Below are 17,632 nucleotides of genomic sequence, written 5' to 3' on the forward strand. Positions count from 1 at the left end.
TACTCCACGACGGCGCCGCAGTGATGTGTCAGTGTGCGGTTTCGGTCGCAGCACTCGGCTCGTTGCGAGTCGCGTGTTTGACCAGTTTGCCGATGGTCAGCCCCTGCAACAGGATCGACGACAGCACCACGATGTAAGTGATGCTCAGCAGCAGATCGCGCTCCGGGCCCAGCGGCAGGGCCAGCGCCAGTGCCACCGAAACACCGCCGCGCAAGCCGCCCCAGGTCAGAATCCGGATGGTGCCGGCGGGCACTGTCCGCCAGCGTCGCAGCAGCAGAATCGCTGGTGCTACGGTGAGCAGGCGCGAGAGCAGAATCGCCACCGCCAGCAAACCTGCCGCTGCCATGTGCAGCCAGTTGAATGGCAGCAGCAACAGTTCCATGCCGATCAGCGCGAACAACAGCGCGTTGAGCATGTCATCGAGCAATTCCCAGAAACCGTCGAGATAGCGGCGGGTCATGTCATTCATCGCCAGATTGCGCCCGACGTTGCCGATGATCAGACCGGCCACCACCATCGCGATCGGCGCGGAAACGTGAATCTCGGTGGCCATCGCCGAACCGCCAATGACCAGCGCCAAGGTCAGCATCACAGTGATCTGATGCTGCTCGACGCTCTTGATCATTCGATAGACCAGATAACCGATCAGGCCGCCAAACAACACGCCGCCAATCGCTTCGTGAACGAACAGCATCGCGGTGGCGCTGACGGTCGGGGTTTCGCCGAGTTGGGCGATGCCCAGCAATACGGTGAACACCACAACAGCTGTGCCGTCGTTGAACAGCGACTCGCCGACGATGGTGGTTTTCAGCGGCTTCGAGGCGTTGGCGGTACGCAGTACACCGAGCACCGCAATCGGGTCGGTCGGCGAAATCAGCGCGCCGAACAGCAGGCAATACAAGAAGCTCACGTGCCAGCCGAACAGGGCAAAAATGTAATAGGCGAGGCTGCCGATCACCGTGGTGGCAATCAACACACCGAAAGTCGCCAACAGACCGATGGGCCAGCGGTAGCTGCGCAGATCGTTGAGGTTAACGTGCAAGGCGCCGGCGAACAGCAGGAATGAGAGCATCCAGTTCATCAGCAGATCGCCGAAGTCGATCTGGCCGATCAGTTGCTGCACGCGTTCTTCGAGACCGGGGTAGCCGAGCACGCTCAGGCCTTGCAGGATCAGCGAGAACAGCAGTGCGGTGACCATCACGCCGATGGTCGGCGGCAGGCCGATGAAGCGGAAGTTGACGAAGGTGAGGAGGGTGGTGAGGCAGATGAAAGCGGCGACAAGTTCAAGCATCCGGGGTCCTTTGGATGAGGGGTGAAAGATAGCGCACCGAATCTTTGGTGCAGGGGTTGGATGGGCTGAGTCAGGATCGGGACACAGTTGATGGTGTGATGAGATCAAGAGCCCCCTCACCCCAGCCCTCTCCCTTGGGGAGAGGGGGAAAGGGAGCAGATCTTCAAGTCTTTCAATGCCTGAGTTCGGCTCGAAATTTCAGGTCGATGTAACTCGAACATTCAACACGGTCAGTCCCCTCTCCCACTGGGAGAGGGCTAGGGTGAGAGCTCTTGCAGGCTAAACCCGATTAGCCGGACACATTGACCGCAGCCGCGCCGCGACGTTGCAGATAGATGAAAAACAGCGCCGTCAGCACCGTCAATACGCCAACCAGCGCTCCGGTCCACGGCAAGTCCGCCAGATCCGCGCCACTGGCCACCACCAGCCCACCGATCCACGCACCCGCCGCGTTGCCAAGGTTGAAAGCGCTCTGGTTCAACGTCGAGCCAAGGTTCGGTGCTTCATGGGCCTGATCGATGATCAGCAATTGCAGAATCGGGCACAGCGCAAAAGCAAAAATCCCCCACAGCACCAGGGTGATTGCCGCCGGCACAACCGAGCGGCTGGTCTGGCTGAACGCCGCGAGAATCACCACCACCGCCAGGGCCACACCGACCAGCGACGGCAGCAAACGGCTATCAGCCAGACGCCCGCCGAGCATGCTGCCGCCGGTCAGGCCTACACCGAATAACAGCAGCATCACCGTGACGCCGTGCGGGCTGACGCCGGTGATGTCTTGCAGGATCGGCGCGATATAGGTGAACACGCTGAACAGACTGGTCGAGGCCAAAACACTCATGCCCAGCGCCAGCAACACGTTGACCTTGCCCAGCACCTTGAACTCGCTGGCAAGGTTGGCCTTGTCCATCGGGATGTGTTTCGGCAACCACAGCCACTGCGCCAGGGCGGCGACGACACCAATCACCGAGACCGCCCAGAAGGTCGAGCGCCAACCGGCGTATTGCCCGAGCGCCGTGCCCAGCGGTACGCCGAGGACGTTGGCCAATGTCAGGCCGGTGAACATCATCGCAATCGCTTGCGCGCGTTTGTTCGGCGCGACCAGCCCGGCGGCAACCACCGAGCCAATGCCGAAGAACGCGCCGTGACACAGCGCGGTGACCACACGAGCAGCCATCAGCGTCGCGTAGTTCGGTGCGAGGGCGCAGAGGATATTGCCGAGGATGAACATCAGCGTCATGCCCAGCAGCGTTGCTTTACGCGGCATATTCGCGGTGCCGATCGCCAGGATCGGCGCGCCGAACACCACGCCCAACGCGTAACCGGTGATCAACAGGCCCGCGTGAGGAATGCTTACGGCAAGGTCGCGGGCAACATCGGGCAGCAGGCCCATGATGACGAATTCAGTGGTGCCGATGCCGAATGCGGCAACAGCGAGGGCAAGCAAGGCGAGTGGCATGCGCAAGGTCTCTGTCGGTAGTCTTGACGCTTTGATCAGGCATACGCAAGCCGACGACCGATCTCGATGAAGGGCGGTGCAGGCAGGAATTATTGGTATTTTTCTGTGCGCAACTGAGTGCGGCGTGGTCGCTTGCAGTATAAACAGCTGCTGACACATCGCGAATCAATAATCTGACTATTCGGATTTTCACTGTAGGAGCCCGAGCCTGCGGCAGCTCCTACACGGGGACTCATAAAAATAAGGGGTAAGACGTGCTGGCGACAGCTTTGGTATTGATGGCGGCGCTGTTGCATGCGACGTGGAATACGTTAATCAAGTTCAGCGCCGAGCGGCTGCTGGTGGTGGCGTGCATGGACACCGTGGCGCTGCTGGTCGTTGCCATCGCGTTTCCATTCGTGAGCTTGCCGCCCATGGAAATCTGGCCATGGATTCTCGCTTCGGCAGCTTTTGAGCTGCTGTATCGCTACCTGCTGATTCAGGCGTATCGGGTCGGCGATCTGGGCCTGGTGTATCCACTGATGCGCGGATTGTCGCCGTTGGTGGTGCTGGCGCTGACCTTGATCTTCGCCGGTGAAGTGCTCACCACGCAGCAGATTTTCGGGATCATGCTGATCCCGTTGGGCATGGTTTGTCTGTTGTGGCAGGGCGGTGGCGGCAAGCATTTGCCATGGTCGATGCTGCCGGTGGTGGCGTTGATCGGCCTGTGTATTGGTTGCTACACCTATATCGACGGCCAGGCATTGCGGCGCTGGTCGCATCCGCTCGATTACCTGGTCTGGGTCACGTTGTTCAGCGCGTGGCCGTTTCCGCTGTTGGCGTGGGTCGCCAAGCGTCCGGCGTTCATGTTGTTCTGGCGTGAGCAATGGAAGCTGGGGTTGGCGGTGGGCTTCTGCGTATTGGCCAGCTACGCTCTGGTGCTGTGGGCGATGCAGTTGGGCTCGATTGCGGAGGCCGCGGCACTGCGTGAGATCAGTGTGATTTTGGTGGTGCTGTTCGGCATGCGCTACTTGAAAGAACCTTTCGGCCGTCCACGGCTCTTAGCCTGTGGGCTGGTGCTGATCGGCATGCTGGTGATGAAGTTCTGACCGCTCGCGAATTCTATAACTCGAAAAAAGGACGGCGTTATGACGGTGGCTCTGTGGTGTGTGTTGATCGCAATTTTTCTGCCGTATATCTGCACTGGCGTGGCGAAAGCCGTGGGTGGCTACCGGTTGAGTGACAACCACGATCCGCGCGACTTTCTCGAAAGTCTCAACGGTGTGGCCAGGCGTGCGCATGCGGCGCAGATGAACAGCTTTGAAGTGACGCCGGCGTTCGCGGCGGCAGTGATCGTCGCGCACCTGGTGGGGACGGCGGAGCTGGTGACGGTCAATGTGCTGGCGGTGCTGTTTATCACCAGTCGCCTGCTGTACATCATTTGCTACCTAGCGGACTGGGCGATCTTGCGGTCGCTAGTGTGGTTTGTGGGGATGGGGTTGATTGCTTCGTTCTTCTTCGTGTCGGTCTGATTATTTTACTGGTGTTGCTGATGGCCTCATCGCGAGCAGGCTCACTCCTACATTTTGGAATGCGTTCCCCTGTAGGAGTGAGCCTGCTCGCGATAGCTATCTGATTACCTCAGCAGATTCCAAGGCTTACTTCTTCTCTGTATCCGCCACCTGCGGCACTTGCGGCAATGCCGCACCTTTAGGCCAAAGCATCCAGATCTGCCCCTGCTGTTTCATGTCCCCGGCCAATTGACCGGCCGCATCACCGGTGCCCCAGAACAGATCCGCGCGAACCTCGCCGGCAATCGCGCCGCCGGTGTCCTGTGCCGCGACCGGGCGGACCAGTGCAGTGCCATCCGGTTTAGTAGTTGATAGCCACAACAGGCTGCCCAACGGAATCACCTTGCGATCCACCGCCGCGCTGTAGCCGGCAGTTAGCGGTACGTTCAGCGAACCACGCGGGCCTTCGTTGCTGTCCGGGTTGCGGGTGAAGAACACGTAGCTCGGGTTACTGCCGAGCAGTTCGGGGATGCGCGATGGATTGGCCTTGGCCCAGTTGCTGATCGCGCTCATGGTCACGTCTTCTTTCTTCAGCTCGCCTTGCTCGACCAGCCAGCGGCCGATTGGGCGGTACGGGTGGCCGTTCTGATCGGCGTAGGCGATGCGCAGCTGTTTACCGTCCTCGGTCTGAATGCGCCCGGAACCCTGGATCTGTAGAAATTGCAGGTTCATCGGATCGGTCAGATACGCCACCACTGGCGCTTTCACACCTTTGGATTCGATGGTTGCCGCGTCGTCGTAAGGCTTGAGCACGCGGCCTTCGAGGCGACCGCGCAGGCGTTTGCCTTTGAGTTCGGGATAAATGCTGTCCAGCGAGACGATGATCATGTCTTCCGGCACGCCATAGACCGGCACGTTCGCCACATCGGTGGGCGTCAGGCTGCCGGGGTAGACCGGCTCGTAGTAGCCGGTGATCAAACCGTTGGCGTTGTCGTTTTCAGCGCGCAGGCCGTAGACATCGAGATTCTGTTTGAGGAACGCACGAATCTCTGCGGCGCTCTGCGGAACATTGGCCGCCGCTGCGCAGGTGCTGCCCCAGATGGCGTCAGCCTTGAGCCGGGTGCACGCGCTGCGCCACGAACCGAAACCGGCAACCAGATCACTGTCGGACACTGCTGGCAGGGCTTCCCAGGTAGCGCTGGAGTAAGTGGCCAGTGCGTGGGTTTTTGGCTTGGCGCTGTCGCCACCGGTGCAGCCGGCGAGAATCGCCAGCAGCGGCAGGGTTGCGAACAACGGGTGGCGCCAGGCCTTGAAACGGCTGTTCATGGAGTGATTCCTGTGTCGGTTGCCCGCGTGCTCCATGCGCTCGAACAACCCGTATTTTTAATAGGGCTATTGGTGTTTGGCGGTGACGCGAGGATACTGGCCGCCGAATTCCGTGACCTGAAGCCACCATGACTCTTAAAAGCATTGCTGTTGTATTGCTGGCCTGTCTGTCCTTGTCCGCCTGTGGCGGTGTCGATCCGAACTCTCCGCTGGGTCAACGCAAGGCAATCTTCAAACAGATGCTCAAGACCGGTGAAGACCTGGGCGGCATGTTGCGTGGGCGCATTCCGTTCGACGGGCCGAAGTTCGCCGAAGGCGCGGTAAAACTCGATGCGTTGTCCCATGAACCGTGGAAGCATTTTCCGCAGGTGCGTGAAGAAGATCACACCAGCGCCAAGGATGATGTCTGGAAACAGCAGGCGCGTTTTCAGGAAATGGCCCGCAACCTTGAAGCGGCCACCGGTGAATTGGTGATTGCCAGTCAGGTTCAGCCGTACAAGGCCAGCAATCTCGGGCCGGCGGTGCAGAAAGTTGAAGATGCTTGCAGCGCTTGCCATAAACAGTTTCGCGATCATTGATTTCTATTGTTTGAGCTGACGCCTTCGCGAGCAGGCTCGCTCCCACAGTTGACCGAGTTGTACAGGTGAATACGGATCAATAGGGGAGCGAGCTTGTTCCGGGCGACGAGCTGACGAATAGGCCATCAAACTCACTGCATCAATGCTTACTTATCGATTTCGTCCAGCGCGTCCTGCAGTTCTTTGCGCGACTCGGCCAGTTTGTCTTTGCGCTTGTTGATCTTCTCCGGGTCGCCTTTTTTCATCGCCTTGTCGAGATCCGCCTGACGCTTGCTCACTTCGTGCTTGGCTTCGAGCACCTTGTTTTCGCGTTCTTTCTTCAGGCCGGCGTCGGTGCAGTGCTCGGTCACTTCACGCAAGGCCGTTTCCAGGCCTGCCTGCTGATCGGCGTTGCCGCGCGACTTGGCCTGTTCGATCTGATTCATGATGCCCTGCTTCTTGGCGGCGCAACCGGTCAGGCCCGGGGCGTCTTCGTCGGCCATGACGGGGGCGACCATTACGCCGCAAAGGGTCAGCATGGCGAGTGGTGCGAGAAATTTCATAAAAGCTCCATGTGCAAAGGCAGTCGGGTCGGTCAGGCACTGCGCTGTTGGAGCGCCTCGGTGGCCGATGGGTTCCCGGCGCGCCGGGATTGCGTGGTCAGAAACCGTCGATTCCGGCGGCATGTAAGGTTTCGCTCAAAGCCTGTACCTGCGGGTCGCGGAAGAATGCGCTCAATTGCGCTGCGCGTCCCGGGCCGATACCGGCTTCAGCCTGCCATTGTTCGGTGTTGCGTTGTGCCAGCGACTGCCAGGAATCAGTAAGTATTGCCTGGCCGGTTGGCGGCAGGCCCAAGGCTTTGAGCCACTGGGCAAAGGGCCGTTGGCGGGCGCTGTGAAAACTGTGCATCAAGCGTTCGCTGCTGCGCTCGCCGAAGCCGGCAATGTTAGCAAGCTCCGGCCCATCAAGGGTTAACCAATCAAGCAGGTTGTTCACGCGGCGTGTTTCGAGAAGTTTCTCCCAGGTACCGCGACCGACATGCTGCATCGCCAGCCCTTGTTTGCCACTGAGCCAGGTCAAACGGGCGAGAAACTGGCTTTCACATCCGGGGGTCGGTTGCCAGCAACTCAAGGCGTGGAAGTCATCGGCGTTGGGGATATCGATATCCGTGCGTTCGGTGGTGCGCCATACAACACTGTCGAGCCGAGGAATGGTCAGGCCGGCGAGGCTGATCGCAATCTGATCGCCGGGACGAATGTCCAACGCTTGCCAGCGTTTCAACGAACTGGCGCTGACGCGTTTGATCTCGCGGTCGTCGAGCCTAACGGGAATCAGCTCGATTACCGGTGTGATGCGCCCGGTGCGACCGATCTTGAAGTTGATCTTGCGCACTTCAGCCAAGGCTTGCGCAAACGGATATTTCCAGGCGACCGCCCAGTACGGCGCGCGAGCCTGCCAGCGTTCGGCGGGCGGGCGCCGACTCTGGCGCAAAACCACGCCGTCGGTGGCAAACGGCAGAGGTGAGCGATACCAGTGATCGCGCCATTTCTGCGCCTCTGCCAAGTCGGCAACGGGATGGCTGTACGGCTCAATCGTGGTGAAACCCAGGGTTGCCAATCCGGATATGCGCTCGGGCAAGTTCAAAGGTCCTTGTGGCCAGTCCCAAACGAACAGCCCGATGCCGGTGGCTTGTTCTGTGCTCAAGGATTTTCGGCTCATCAATCCGGCCACGGTGGCGCGGGCGTTAACGCTGCCGGCTCGGGCTTGCACATGCTGGTTCAGCCGCCAGTAAAGTTCACCCTGCACCAGCAGATCCAGTGGTTGTGACAGGCGTTGAGGGATAGCGCCGATGTTCTGCGCTGATGGCGTCCAGTCCTGTCCATGAACTCCGTCACCGCGACTGATGGCCTGATGCAAAACGCCCGCGCGGTAAATCAGTGTCACCGCGACGCCGTCGACTTTGGGTTGTATCCAGACGTCCTTGCGATCACGTAGCCAGGCCCCCACGGCCTCATCTTTGTGGATTTTATCCAGGCCGGTATGGGCGATGGGGTGCGCGTTTGAGCCTGAGACTGTGCGCAAAGGATCGGGTGGCGAGGGCACTTTGAAACACGCTCGCCACTCGTTCAGTTTCGCAAGGGATTGGTCGTAGAGTTCGTCGGCAATCAGTGAGCGGCCTTCGCGGTAGTAGGCGTCGTCCCATTGGTCGATCTGGTTTTGCAGGGCGGAGATTTCGCGTTGGGCGTGTGCAGCGGGCCAGTTTTGGCAGGTGGCTTGCGCGCTGAATGTGGCGGGCATCAGCAGGAAAATAAATAACAGGCGCAGCGTGGCAAGCATCGTGAGCGTCCTTGCTCAAGGGGAATGTTTGAAGGTTAGGCGAAAATATTTACTCCGCCGGATGGGTGTTTTACGGCTTGTTTCTGTGCAGTGAAAACAGCCCCTCACCCTAACCCTCTCCCGGTGGGAGAGGGGACTGACCGAGTGGTTTGCTGGATATGCATCGACCTGAACGTTCTGAGTTGAACTCCCGGTTTCAGGCATGAAAAAGCCCCGCACGGCGCGAACCGTGCGGGGCTTTTTGTACCGCCGGGGAAGTCTTACAGACCAGCAGCGGAACGCAGGGCGTCGGCGCGGTCGGTTTTTTCCCAGGTGAACGTGGTGAAGGTGTCTTCGCCAACGGTCTTGGTCTCTGGCGTGCGACCGAAGTGGCCGTACGCTGCAGTTTCCTGGTACATCGGGTGCAGCAGATCGAGCATGGTGGTGATTGCGTATGGACGCAGGTCGAACACTTCACGCACCAGTTTGACGATCTTGTCATCGCTGATCTTGCCGGTGCCGAAGGTGTTCAGCGAGATCGAAGTAGGCTGAGCCACACCAATCGCGTAGGAAACCTGAATCTCGCAACGCTCGGCCAGGCCAGCAGCGACGATGTTCTTGGCAACATAACGGCCAGCGTAGGCAGCCGAACGGTCAACCTTCGATGGATCTTTACCGGAGAACGCGCCACCGCCGTGACGGGCCATGCCGCCGTAGCTGTCGACGATGATCTTGCGACCGGTCAGACCGCAGTCACCTACCGGGCCGCCAATGATGAACTGGCCGGTCGGGTTGATGTGGAACTGAGTGTCTTTGCTCAGCAGTTCGGCAGGCAATACGTGCTTGACGATCAGCTCCATCACGCCTTCGCGCAGGTCTTTGTACGACACTTCAGGGTTGTGCTGGGTCGACAGAACAACCGCGTCGATACCAACAACCTTGCCGCCTTCGTAACGGCAAGTCACTTGCGACTTGGCGTCCGGACGCAGCCAAGGCAGCAGACCCGATTTGCGGGCTTCGGCCTGGCGCTGCACCAGCTGGTGCGAGAAGGTGATCGGAGCTGGCATCAAAACGTCGGTTTCGTTGCTGGCGTAGCCGAACATCAGGCCCTGGTCGCCGGCGCCCTGATCTTCAGGCTTGGCACGGTCAACACCCTGGTTGATGTCTGGGGACTGCTTGCCGATGATGTTCATCACGCCGCAAGTCGCGCCGTCGAAGCCGACTTCGGAGCTGGTGTAGCCGATGTCGCAAATCACGTCACGAACGATCTGCTCCAGGTCGACCCAGGCGCTGGTGGTCACTTCACCGGCAACGATGGCTACGCCGGTCTTGACCAGGGTTTCCACAGCAACGCGTGCGTGTTTGTCCTGGGCAATAATGGCGTCCAGCACCGCATCGGAAATCTGGTCGGCGATTTTGTCCGGATGTCCTTCGGACACGGACTCGGAGGTGAAGAGGGAGTATTCGCTCATCTCGATGTTTTCCTGAATTTACCGATGGTGAGTGTCGCCAGCCGGTCGCTGAAAATGGCGGACCTGGATCTGGAAACCATTACGTAAGCCTACATAGAGGCTTTCCCCGGGAACGAGTCCCGCAGCGGTGGCCCAACGGGCCAAATCGTCCTGTTCAAACCCCAACCACAGATCACCGCAGGCCTCCCTGGCCCAACTCTGGTTGTGGCTACATAACTCTGTCACGAGCAGACTACCGCCCGGTTGCAGCAGGTCGGCCATGTGCTTGAGCGCATCGGCCGGCGCGGCGAAATGGTGCAACACCATGTTCAACACTACGCAATCGGCCGTAAGGCTGGTGCCGTTCAATGCATCGGCCAATTGCAGGCTGACGTTAGCCAGCTGTTCACGTTCACATACCTGACGCGCCAGTTCGAGCATCGCCGGGCTGTTGTCCAGCGCGGTTACGGTGCCGAAGCGACGGGCCAGTTCCGGCAGAAAAGCACCATCGCCGGGGCCGACTTCAATGGCCGTGGCGGCACCATTGAAGTTCAGTTTGTCGAGCAGGGCCAGCACGCTTTCGCGGTACTGCGGCAGGCCTGCGATCAAGTCTTGCTGGGCACGGAATTTCTCCGCCACCCGGGCGAAAAAGTCCTGACTGGCCGCGGCACGCTGGCCGTGAACCTGTTCGATGCGCGCCTGCACGTCGTCAGGCAGATCCAGGTTGTCGACTTCTTCTAACAGTGCCGCGTGCAGCTTGCCACCGAGCAGTTCGGTGTGGGGCAGGGCGCGGCGATAGAAAATCGCGTTGCCTTCACGGCGGGTTGCCACCAGATCAGCCTGGGCCAGTACCTTGAGGTGGTGGCTCATGCCGGACTGGCCAATGCCGAAAATTTGCGCCAGTTCCAGAACACCGAACGAATCGTTGGCCAATGCGCGCAGGACATTCAGCCGCAACGGATCGCCGCCGGCCTTGCACAGGGCCGCCAGCTCGTCGCAATCGTCATGGCGAATGGAAGGCACGCGTAAATTCATAGGGCCGCAGTCTAGAGACGGGGGGAATTCATCGCAAGAGCAATATCAAAAAGTTTTGATATTGCTCGATCAATGGCGCTTTTTATTGCACTTCTCACCCACCGGTTAACTCTACAAACGAGTAGCGGAAAGGTTTCACCAACAGAAAGCGCCGCTATCCATTGGAAAAACGCCCCCCGATGACTATCTGTCATTGCCCCGAGGCGCCCCGGTGAGGGAAAATGCCCTCCTTTTTTCCGTTTCGACTTACCAGAACCCAGGAGATCAGCGATGCCTAGCCGTCGTGAGCGTGCCAACGCCATTCGTGCCCTCAGCATGGATGCCGTGCAAAAAGCCAACAGCGGCCATCCCGGTGCCCCTATGGGTATGGCAGATATCGCCGAAGTGCTTTGGCGCGACTACCTCAAGCACAACCCGAGCAATCCATCGTTCGCCGACCGTGACCGCTTCGTGCTGTCCAACGGCCACGGCTCGATGTTGATCTACTCGCTGCTGCACCTGACCGGTTATGACCTGTCGATCGAAGACCTCAAGCAATTCCGTCAACTGCACAGCCGCACCCCGGGCCACCCGGAGTTCGGTTACACCCCGGGCGTTGAAACCACCACCGGCCCGCTGGGTCAGGGTCTGGCCAACGCTGTGGGCTTCGCTCTGGCTGAAAAAGTGCTGGGCGCGCAGTTCAACCGTCCTGGCCACAACATTGTCGACCACCACACCTACGTGTTTCTGGGTGATGGCTGCATGATGGAAGGCATTTCCCACGAAGTCGCTTCGCTGGCCGGTACGCTGGGTCTGGGCAAGCTGATCGCTTTCTATGATGACAACGGCATCTCCATCGACGGCGAAGTCGAAGGCTGGTTCACCGATGACACGCCGAAGCGTTTCGAGGCCTACAACTGGCAAGTGATCCGCAACGTTGACGGTCATGACCCGGAAGAGATCAAGACCGCCATCGAGACCGCGCGCAAGAGCCCGCTGCCGACCCTGATTTGCTGCAAGACCACCATCGGTTTCGGTTCGCCGAACAAGCAGGGCAAAGAAGACTGCCACGGCGCTCCACTGGGTGATGCGGAAATCGCCCTGACCCGTCAGGCGCTGAACTGGAACCATGGCCCGTTCGAAATCCCGGCCGACATCTATGCCGAGTGGGATGCCAAGGAAAAAGGTCGCGCGGCCGAAGCCGAGTGGGATCAGCGTTTCGCTGCCTACTCCGCTGCATTCCCGACCGAAGCCAACGAACTGGTACGTCGCCTGAGCGGTGAACTGCCGGCCGACTTCTCCGAAAAAGCTTCGGCCTACATCGCTGAAGTCGCGGCCAAAGGCGAAACCATCGCCAGCCGTAAAGCCAGCCAGAACACCCTGAACGCGTTCGGTCCGCTGCTGCCGGAACTGCTCGGCGGCTCCGCTGACCTTGCCGGTTCCAACCTGACCCTGTGGAAAGGTTGCAAAGGCGTCAGCGCTGAAGATGCCAGCGGCAACTACATGTACTACGGCGTGCGCGAATTCGGCATGACCGCGATCATGAACGGCGTGACCCTGCACGGCGGTCTGGTGCCTTACGGCGCGACCTTCTTGATGTTCATGGAATACGCGCGCAACGCTGTACGCATGTCGGCGCTGATGAAGAAGCAAGTGATCCACGTCTACACCCACGACTCCATCGGTCTGGGCGAAGACGGCCCGACGCACCAGCCGATCGAGCAACTGACCAGCCTGCGTACCACGCCGAACCTCGACACCTGGCGTCCAGCCGATGCCGTGGAATCGGCCGTGGCCTGGAAAAACGCGCTGGAGCGTAAGGACGGCCCATCGGCGCTGATCTTCTCGCGTCAGAACCTGCAACACCAGGAACGCGATGCCGGCCAGATTGCCGACATCAGCCGTGGCGGTTACGTGCTGAAGGACTGCGCAGGCGAGCCTGAGCTGATCCTGATCGCCACCGGTTCGGAAGTCGGTCTGGCGGTTCAGGCTTACGACAAACTAACCGAACAAGGTCGCAAGGTGCGCGTGGTTTCCATGCCGTGCACCAGCGTGTTCGATGCTCAGGACGCCGGCTACAAGCAAGCCGTGCTGCCATTGCAGGTTGGCGCGCGTATCGCCATCGAAGCGGCTCACGCCGACTTCTGGTTCAAGTACGTGGGTCTGGAAGGTCGCGTGATCGGCATGACCACTTACGGCGAATCGGCTCCGGCTTCGGCACTGTTCGAAGAGTTCGGCTTCACCCTGGAAAACATCCTGGGTCAGGCTGAAGAACTGCTGGAAGACTAAGCAGTACGAATGCGGTGGCCCCGGCCACCGCGTTCCCCTGTAGGAGCTGCCGGAGGCTGCGATCTTTTGATCTTGATCTTAAAAAAACAGGATCAAAAGATCGCAGCCTTCGGCAGCTCCCACATGAGGTTGTGTTGTAGCGAATATTATCGAGAACCCCATGCCTCAACCGCGTCCTTACAAAGTTGCACTCAACGGCTACGGCCGGATTGGTCGTTGCGTCTTGCGTGCGTTGTTTGAGCGAGGCGAGAAAGCCGGGTTTGAAATTGTCGCGATCAACGATCTGGCGGACATGGCCAGCATCGAATACCTGACACGCTTCGACTCCACCCACGGCCGCTTTCCGGGCGAGGTGCGAGTAGAAGGCGATTGTCTGCATATTAATGGCGACTGCGTGAAGGTTCTGCGCAGTGCCACCCCCGAAGGCATCGATTGGGCGTCACTCGGCGTCGATCTGGTGCTCGAATGCTCCGGTGCCTACAACACCCGTGAAGACGGCCAGCGCTTTCTCGACGCCGGCGCGCCACGCGTGTTGTTCTCGCAGCCGATGGCCAGCGAGGCGGATGTCGACGCCACCATCGTTTATGGCGTCAATCAGGATTGCCTGACCGGCGACGAGCTGCTGGTGTCCAACGCCTCCTGCACCACCAACTGCGGCGTGCCGTTGTTGCGCCTGCTCGACAAGGCGATCGGCCTTGATTACGTGTCGATCACCACGATTCACTCGGCGATGAACGATCAGCCGGTGATCGACGCCTATCACCACGAAGACCTGCGCCGCACGCGTTCGGCGTTTCAGTCGGTGATCCCGGTGTCCACTGGTCTGGCGCGCGGTATCGAGCGCCTGCTGCCGGAACTTGCCGGGCGAATTCAGGCCAAAGCCGTACGCGTGCCGACGGTCAACGTGTCCTGCCTCGACATCACGATGCAGACTGCCACCGCGACTGACGCCAATGAGGTCAACCGGATCCTGCGCGAAGCCGCCACCCATGGCCCGCTCAAAGGCTTGCTCGCCTACACCGAGCTGCCGCACGCCAGTTGTGATTTCAACCATGACCCACATTCGGCCATCGTCGATGCCAGTCAGACCCGTGTTTCCGGCCCCAAGCTGGTGAACATCCTGGCCTGGTTCGACAACGAGTGGGGTTTTGCCAACCGAATGCTGGACGTTGCAGAACACTATCTGCAAACAGCAACTTCAAAAAAACCGTAGGAAGTGCGACCCATGACCGTGTTGAAGATGTCCGACCTCGATCTGCAAGGTAAGCGCGTATTGATCCGCGAAGACCTCAACGTCCCAGTCAAGGACGGTGTTGTCACCAGCGATGCGCGTATCCTGGCTTCGCTGCCGACCATCAAGCTGGCCCTGGAAAAAGGCGCGGCCGTGATGGTCTGCTCGCACCTTGGCCGTCCGACCGAAGGCGAGTTCTCCGCCGAGAACAGCCTCAAGCCTGTCGCTGACTACCTGAGCAAAGCGCTGGGCCGTGAAGTGCCGCTGGTGGCTGATTACCTGGGTGGCGTTGACGTCAAGGCTGGCGACATCGTGCTGTTCGAAAACGTGCGCTTCAACAAAGGCGAGAAAAAGAACGCTGACGAACTGGCCCAGCAATACGCCGCCCTGTGCGACGTGTTCGTGATGGACGCGTTCGGCACCGCTCACCGCGCCGAAGGTTCGACCCACGGCGTGGCCAAGTTCGCCAAAGTCGCCGCTGCTGGCCCACTGTTGGCCGCTGAACTGGATGCACTGGGCAAAGCCCTCGGCGCACCGGCTCAGCCAATGGCGGCCATCGTTGCCGGCTCTAAGGTGTCGACCAAACTCGACGTGCTGAACAGCCTGAGCCAGATCTGCGATCAACTGATCGTCGGCGGCGGCATCGCCAACACCTTCCTCGCGGCCGCCGGTCACCCGGTTGGCAAGTCGCTGTACGAACCGGATCTGCTCGACACCGCGCGCGCCATCGCTGCCAAAGTCAGCGTGCCACTGCCGGTTGACGTGGTGGTTGCCAAAGAATTCGCTGAAACCGCTGAAGCGACCGTCAAGCTGATCGCCGACGTCGCGGCTGACGACATGATTCTGGATATCGGCCCGCAAACCGCAGCCAACTTCGCCGAACTGCTGAAGTCGTCGAAAACCATTCTGTGGAACGGTCCGGTTGGCGTGTTCGAATTCGACCAGTTCGGCAACGGCACCAAAGTGCTGGCCCAGGCCATCGCGGAAAGCTCGGCGTTCTCCATTGCGGGCGGTGGCGACACCCTGGCCGCGATCGATAAATATGGCGTGGCTGAGCAAATCTCCTACATTTCCACCGGTGGTGGCGCGTTCCTCGAATTCGTCGAGGGCAAAGTGCTGCCAGCCGTTGAAGTCCTGGAAAGCCGGGCCAAGGCCTAAGGCCGCCCGTTTGGCCAGGCAAAGGAGTGTTTTCATGGTCAAGTCGTTAGCGCTGTTGTTGCTAACCGGTACGCTGGCGGCCTGCGGGAGTAACCCGAAGGCCGAGGCCACGCCGGCGCCGAGCGAGTCGCAGAAGGGCTGTTATCAGGCCGACTGGCAGGCCGAAACCAACCCGGTGCTGAACAAGCGCTCGGGGCCGGACGGTCTGGACAAATACGAGACGCAAACCCCGGCCAAGGAACATGGTTGTCCTTGACGGGTCTGACTCTTTAACTCAGGGCTGGCGGCATGCGCCGTCAGTCGAGGAACACGGATGAAAGGCTTGATCGCCATTGCGGCGTTGGCATTGTTGGGCGGTTGCGCGCAGTTGAACCTGTTTCAGTCGTCTGCTCCGGCGGACAACTGGACCACCTGGACCTGCGACAGCCAGGCCAAAGTGCTGTGGCGTTACGCCGATGCCGGCCAGAAGGAAGTCGACGTTCGACTGGGTGGCGGTGATCAGGTCTATCGCCTGAAAGAAGAGCTGGGGGCCTCGGGCACGCTGTACAGCGACGGCATGCTGGCGTTTCACGTCAAGGGAGAGGAAGGCCTGGTGTACTGGGTCGCCACCAATGACCTGATCGGCCGCGGCTGCAAAGCGCAGTAATTGCAACACCGCAGACCCAATGTAGGAGTGAGCCTGCTCGCGATAGCGACCTGACAGTCGCTGCAATATTGACTGAAAGATGGCTATCGCGAGCAGGCTCACTCCTACAAGGGTTCTGCGCAGTTCTGAAGAATTGGCTTTATCGAATCACCAGACCGGGCCTCAACCCCCGATCTGCAATCACTTGAATAGCCGCCGCCGCTCCGGCAGGCTGGCACGATTAACGACCCTCAACCGGGAGAGACACACACAATGGCACTTATCAGCATGCGCCAGATGTTGGACCACGCAGCCGAATTCGGCTACGGCGTTCCAGCCTTCAACGTCAACAACCTTGAGCAGATGCGCGCCATCATGGAAGCCGCTGACAAGACTGACTCCCCGGTGATCGTTCAGGCTTCGGCCGGCGCCCGTAAATACGCCGGCGCGCCTTTCCTGCGTCACCTGATCCTGGCCGCGATTGAAGAATTCCCGCACATCCCGGTGTGCATGCACCAGGATCACGGCACCAGCCCTGATGTCTGCCAGCGCTCGATCCAACTGGGCTTCAGCTCGGTGATGATGGACGGCTCGCTGGGCGAAGACGGCAAGACCCCGACCGACTACGACTACAACGTCCGCGTTACCCAACAAACCGTGGCCATGGCGCACGCCTGCGGCGTTTCGGTAGAAGGCGAGCTGGGCTGCCTGGGTTCGCTGGAAACCGGCATGGCCGGTGAAGAAGACGGCATCGGCGCCGAAGGCGTTCTGGATCACAGCCAAATGCTGACCGACCCGGAAGAAGCCGCTGACTTCGTCAAACGCACCCAGGTCGATGCCCTGGCCATCGCCATCGGCACCAGCCACGGCGCCTACAAGTTCACCAAGCCACCGACCGGTGACGTGTTGGCGATCGACCGCATCAAGGAAATCCACAAGCGCATCCCGAACACTCACCTGGTAATGCACGGTTCATCGTCGGTGCCACAAGAGTGGCTGGCGATCATCAACCAGTACGGCGGCGACATCAAAGAAACCTACGGCGTACCGGTTGAAGAAATCGTCGAAGGCATCAAGTACGGCGTGCGCAAGGTCAACATCGACACCGACCTGCGCTTGGCATCCACCGGTGCGATGCGTCGCCTGATGGCCACCAACCCGAGCGAATTCGACCCACGTAAATTCTTCGGCGCGACTGTTACTGCAATGCGTGACGTGTGTATCGCTCGTTATGAAGCGTTTGGTACTGCCGGTAATGCTTCGAAGATCAAACCGATCTCGCTGGAAGCGATGTACCAGCGTTATCTGAAGGGTGAGTTGAACGCTAAGGTTAACTAAGCCTGAGCGTTAGACTGCTTTAAAAGAAACCCGCCGTGAGGCGGGTTTTTTGTTGGTGAAATGTTTGGTGGTGATACTTGGGAATCC

At 59.8% G+C, this 17,632-nt stretch carries 16 protein-coding genes; 9 read left to right on the forward strand and 7 right to left on the reverse strand.

All coding sequences use genetic code 11. The features are described 5' to 3' along the window. Positions 1–28: 28 nt before the first annotated feature. Entirely contained in the window at positions 29–1,291 is a 1,263-nt protein-coding gene (locus tag ACM6JQ_RS00535; RefSeq protein ID WP_095112776.1) for a cation:proton antiporter, read from the reverse strand. 289 nt (positions 1,292–1,580) lie between these two features. After that, positions 1,581–2,750: an MFS transporter gene (locus ACM6JQ_RS00540; RefSeq protein ID WP_007913735.1), complete on the reverse strand. Its 1,170-nt coding sequence runs from the start codon at positions 2,748–2,750 to the stop codon at positions 1,581–1,583. A gap of 254 nt (positions 2,751–3,004) precedes the next feature. On the opposite strand from ACM6JQ_RS00540, the gene ACM6JQ_RS00545 reads away from it, so the two are divergent. Both ACM6JQ_RS00545 and ACM6JQ_RS00550 read left to right on the forward strand, forming a co-directional pair. Continuing rightward, complete coding sequence (locus ACM6JQ_RS00545; RefSeq protein WP_007913737.1) at positions 3,005–3,838, forward strand: EamA family transporter; 834 nt, start codon at positions 3,005–3,007, stop codon at positions 3,836–3,838. Between the two features lie 39 nt (positions 3,839–3,877). Further along, positions 3,878–4,261 carry an MAPEG family protein gene (locus tag ACM6JQ_RS00550; protein ID WP_008081053.1) on the forward strand — a complete coding sequence of 128 codons (384 nt, stop codon included), beginning with the start codon at positions 3,878–3,880 and terminating at the stop codon, positions 4,259–4,261. Between the two features lie 126 nt (positions 4,262–4,387). Here ACM6JQ_RS00550 and ACM6JQ_RS00555 read toward each other — a convergent pair whose 3' ends face one another. Beyond that, complete coding sequence (locus tag ACM6JQ_RS00555) at positions 4,388–5,566, reverse strand: murein transglycosylase A (protein WP_414893070.1); 1,179 nt, start codon at positions 5,564–5,566, stop codon at positions 4,388–4,390. Between the two features lie 128 nt (positions 5,567–5,694). Between ACM6JQ_RS00555 and ACM6JQ_RS00560 the strand changes: the two genes are divergently transcribed. Further along, on the forward strand, positions 5,695–6,144 hold the full coding sequence (locus ACM6JQ_RS00560) for a c-type cytochrome (RefSeq protein WP_007913740.1): 450 nt from the start codon (positions 5,695–5,697) through the stop codon (positions 6,142–6,144). A 146-nt stretch (positions 6,145–6,290) separates the two neighbouring features. Here the strand turns inward: ACM6JQ_RS00560 and ACM6JQ_RS00565 are convergent, their stop codons facing one another. The 4 genes from ACM6JQ_RS00565 to ACM6JQ_RS00580 form a co-directional block, all read right to left on the reverse strand. Further along, positions 6,291–6,686, reverse strand: coding sequence for a DUF1090 domain-containing protein (locus ACM6JQ_RS00565; protein ID WP_007913741.1), 396 nt, complete (start codon positions 6,684–6,686; stop codon positions 6,291–6,293). Between the two features lie 97 nt (positions 6,687–6,783). Next, entirely contained in the window at positions 6,784–8,460 is a 1,677-nt protein-coding gene (gene ligB, locus ACM6JQ_RS00570; protein ID WP_414893071.1) for an NAD-dependent DNA ligase LigB, read from the reverse strand. A gap of 260 nt (positions 8,461–8,720) precedes the next feature. Beyond that, on the reverse strand, positions 8,721–9,911 hold the full coding sequence (gene metK / locus ACM6JQ_RS00575) for a methionine adenosyltransferase (RefSeq protein WP_007913745.1): 1,191 nt from the start codon (positions 9,909–9,911) through the stop codon (positions 8,721–8,723). Positions 9,912–9,929: 18 nt separating this feature from the next. Further along, positions 9,930–10,925: an ArsR/SmtB family transcription factor gene (locus tag ACM6JQ_RS00580; protein ID WP_095112771.1), complete on the reverse strand. Its 996-nt coding sequence runs from the start codon at positions 10,923–10,925 to the stop codon at positions 9,930–9,932. A 270-nt stretch (positions 10,926–11,195) separates the two neighbouring features. Here ACM6JQ_RS00580 and tkt point away from each other — a divergent pair, with 270 nt between their 5' ends. From tkt to fba, 6 genes are all read left to right on the forward strand, one after another. Next, positions 11,196–13,193 (forward strand): transketolase, encoded by a 1,998-nt coding sequence (tkt, locus tag ACM6JQ_RS00585; protein ID WP_007913749.1) that lies wholly within the window; start codon positions 11,196–11,198, stop codon positions 13,191–13,193. Between the two features lie 160 nt (positions 13,194–13,353). Beyond that, positions 13,354–14,406, forward strand: a complete 1,053-nt coding sequence (epd, locus tag ACM6JQ_RS00590) for an erythrose-4-phosphate dehydrogenase (RefSeq protein ID WP_007913751.1) — start codon at positions 13,354–13,356, stop codon at positions 14,404–14,406. 12 nt (positions 14,407–14,418) lie between these two features. Continuing rightward, positions 14,419–15,582 (forward strand): phosphoglycerate kinase, encoded by a 1,164-nt coding sequence (locus ACM6JQ_RS00595; protein WP_007913753.1) that lies wholly within the window; start codon positions 14,419–14,421, stop codon positions 15,580–15,582. A gap of 34 nt (positions 15,583–15,616) precedes the next feature. Next, entirely contained in the window at positions 15,617–15,838 is a 222-nt protein-coding gene (locus ACM6JQ_RS00600) for a hypothetical protein (protein WP_007913756.1), read from the forward strand. Between the two features lie 57 nt (positions 15,839–15,895). Continuing rightward, complete coding sequence (locus ACM6JQ_RS00605) at positions 15,896–16,228, forward strand: MliC family protein (protein WP_414893072.1); 333 nt, start codon at positions 15,896–15,898, stop codon at positions 16,226–16,228. A gap of 252 nt (positions 16,229–16,480) precedes the next feature. Beyond that, a complete protein-coding gene (fba, locus tag ACM6JQ_RS00610; RefSeq protein ID WP_007913760.1) occupies positions 16,481–17,545 on the forward strand; it encodes a class II fructose-bisphosphate aldolase in 1,065 nt (354 codons plus the stop codon). Positions 17,546–17,632 lie beyond the last annotated feature (87 nt).

It is taken from the genome of Pseudomonas sp. IT-232MI5 (genome assembly GCF_949767845.1).
GTDB lineage: Bacteria > Pseudomonadota > Gammaproteobacteria > Pseudomonadales > Pseudomonadaceae > Aquipseudomonas.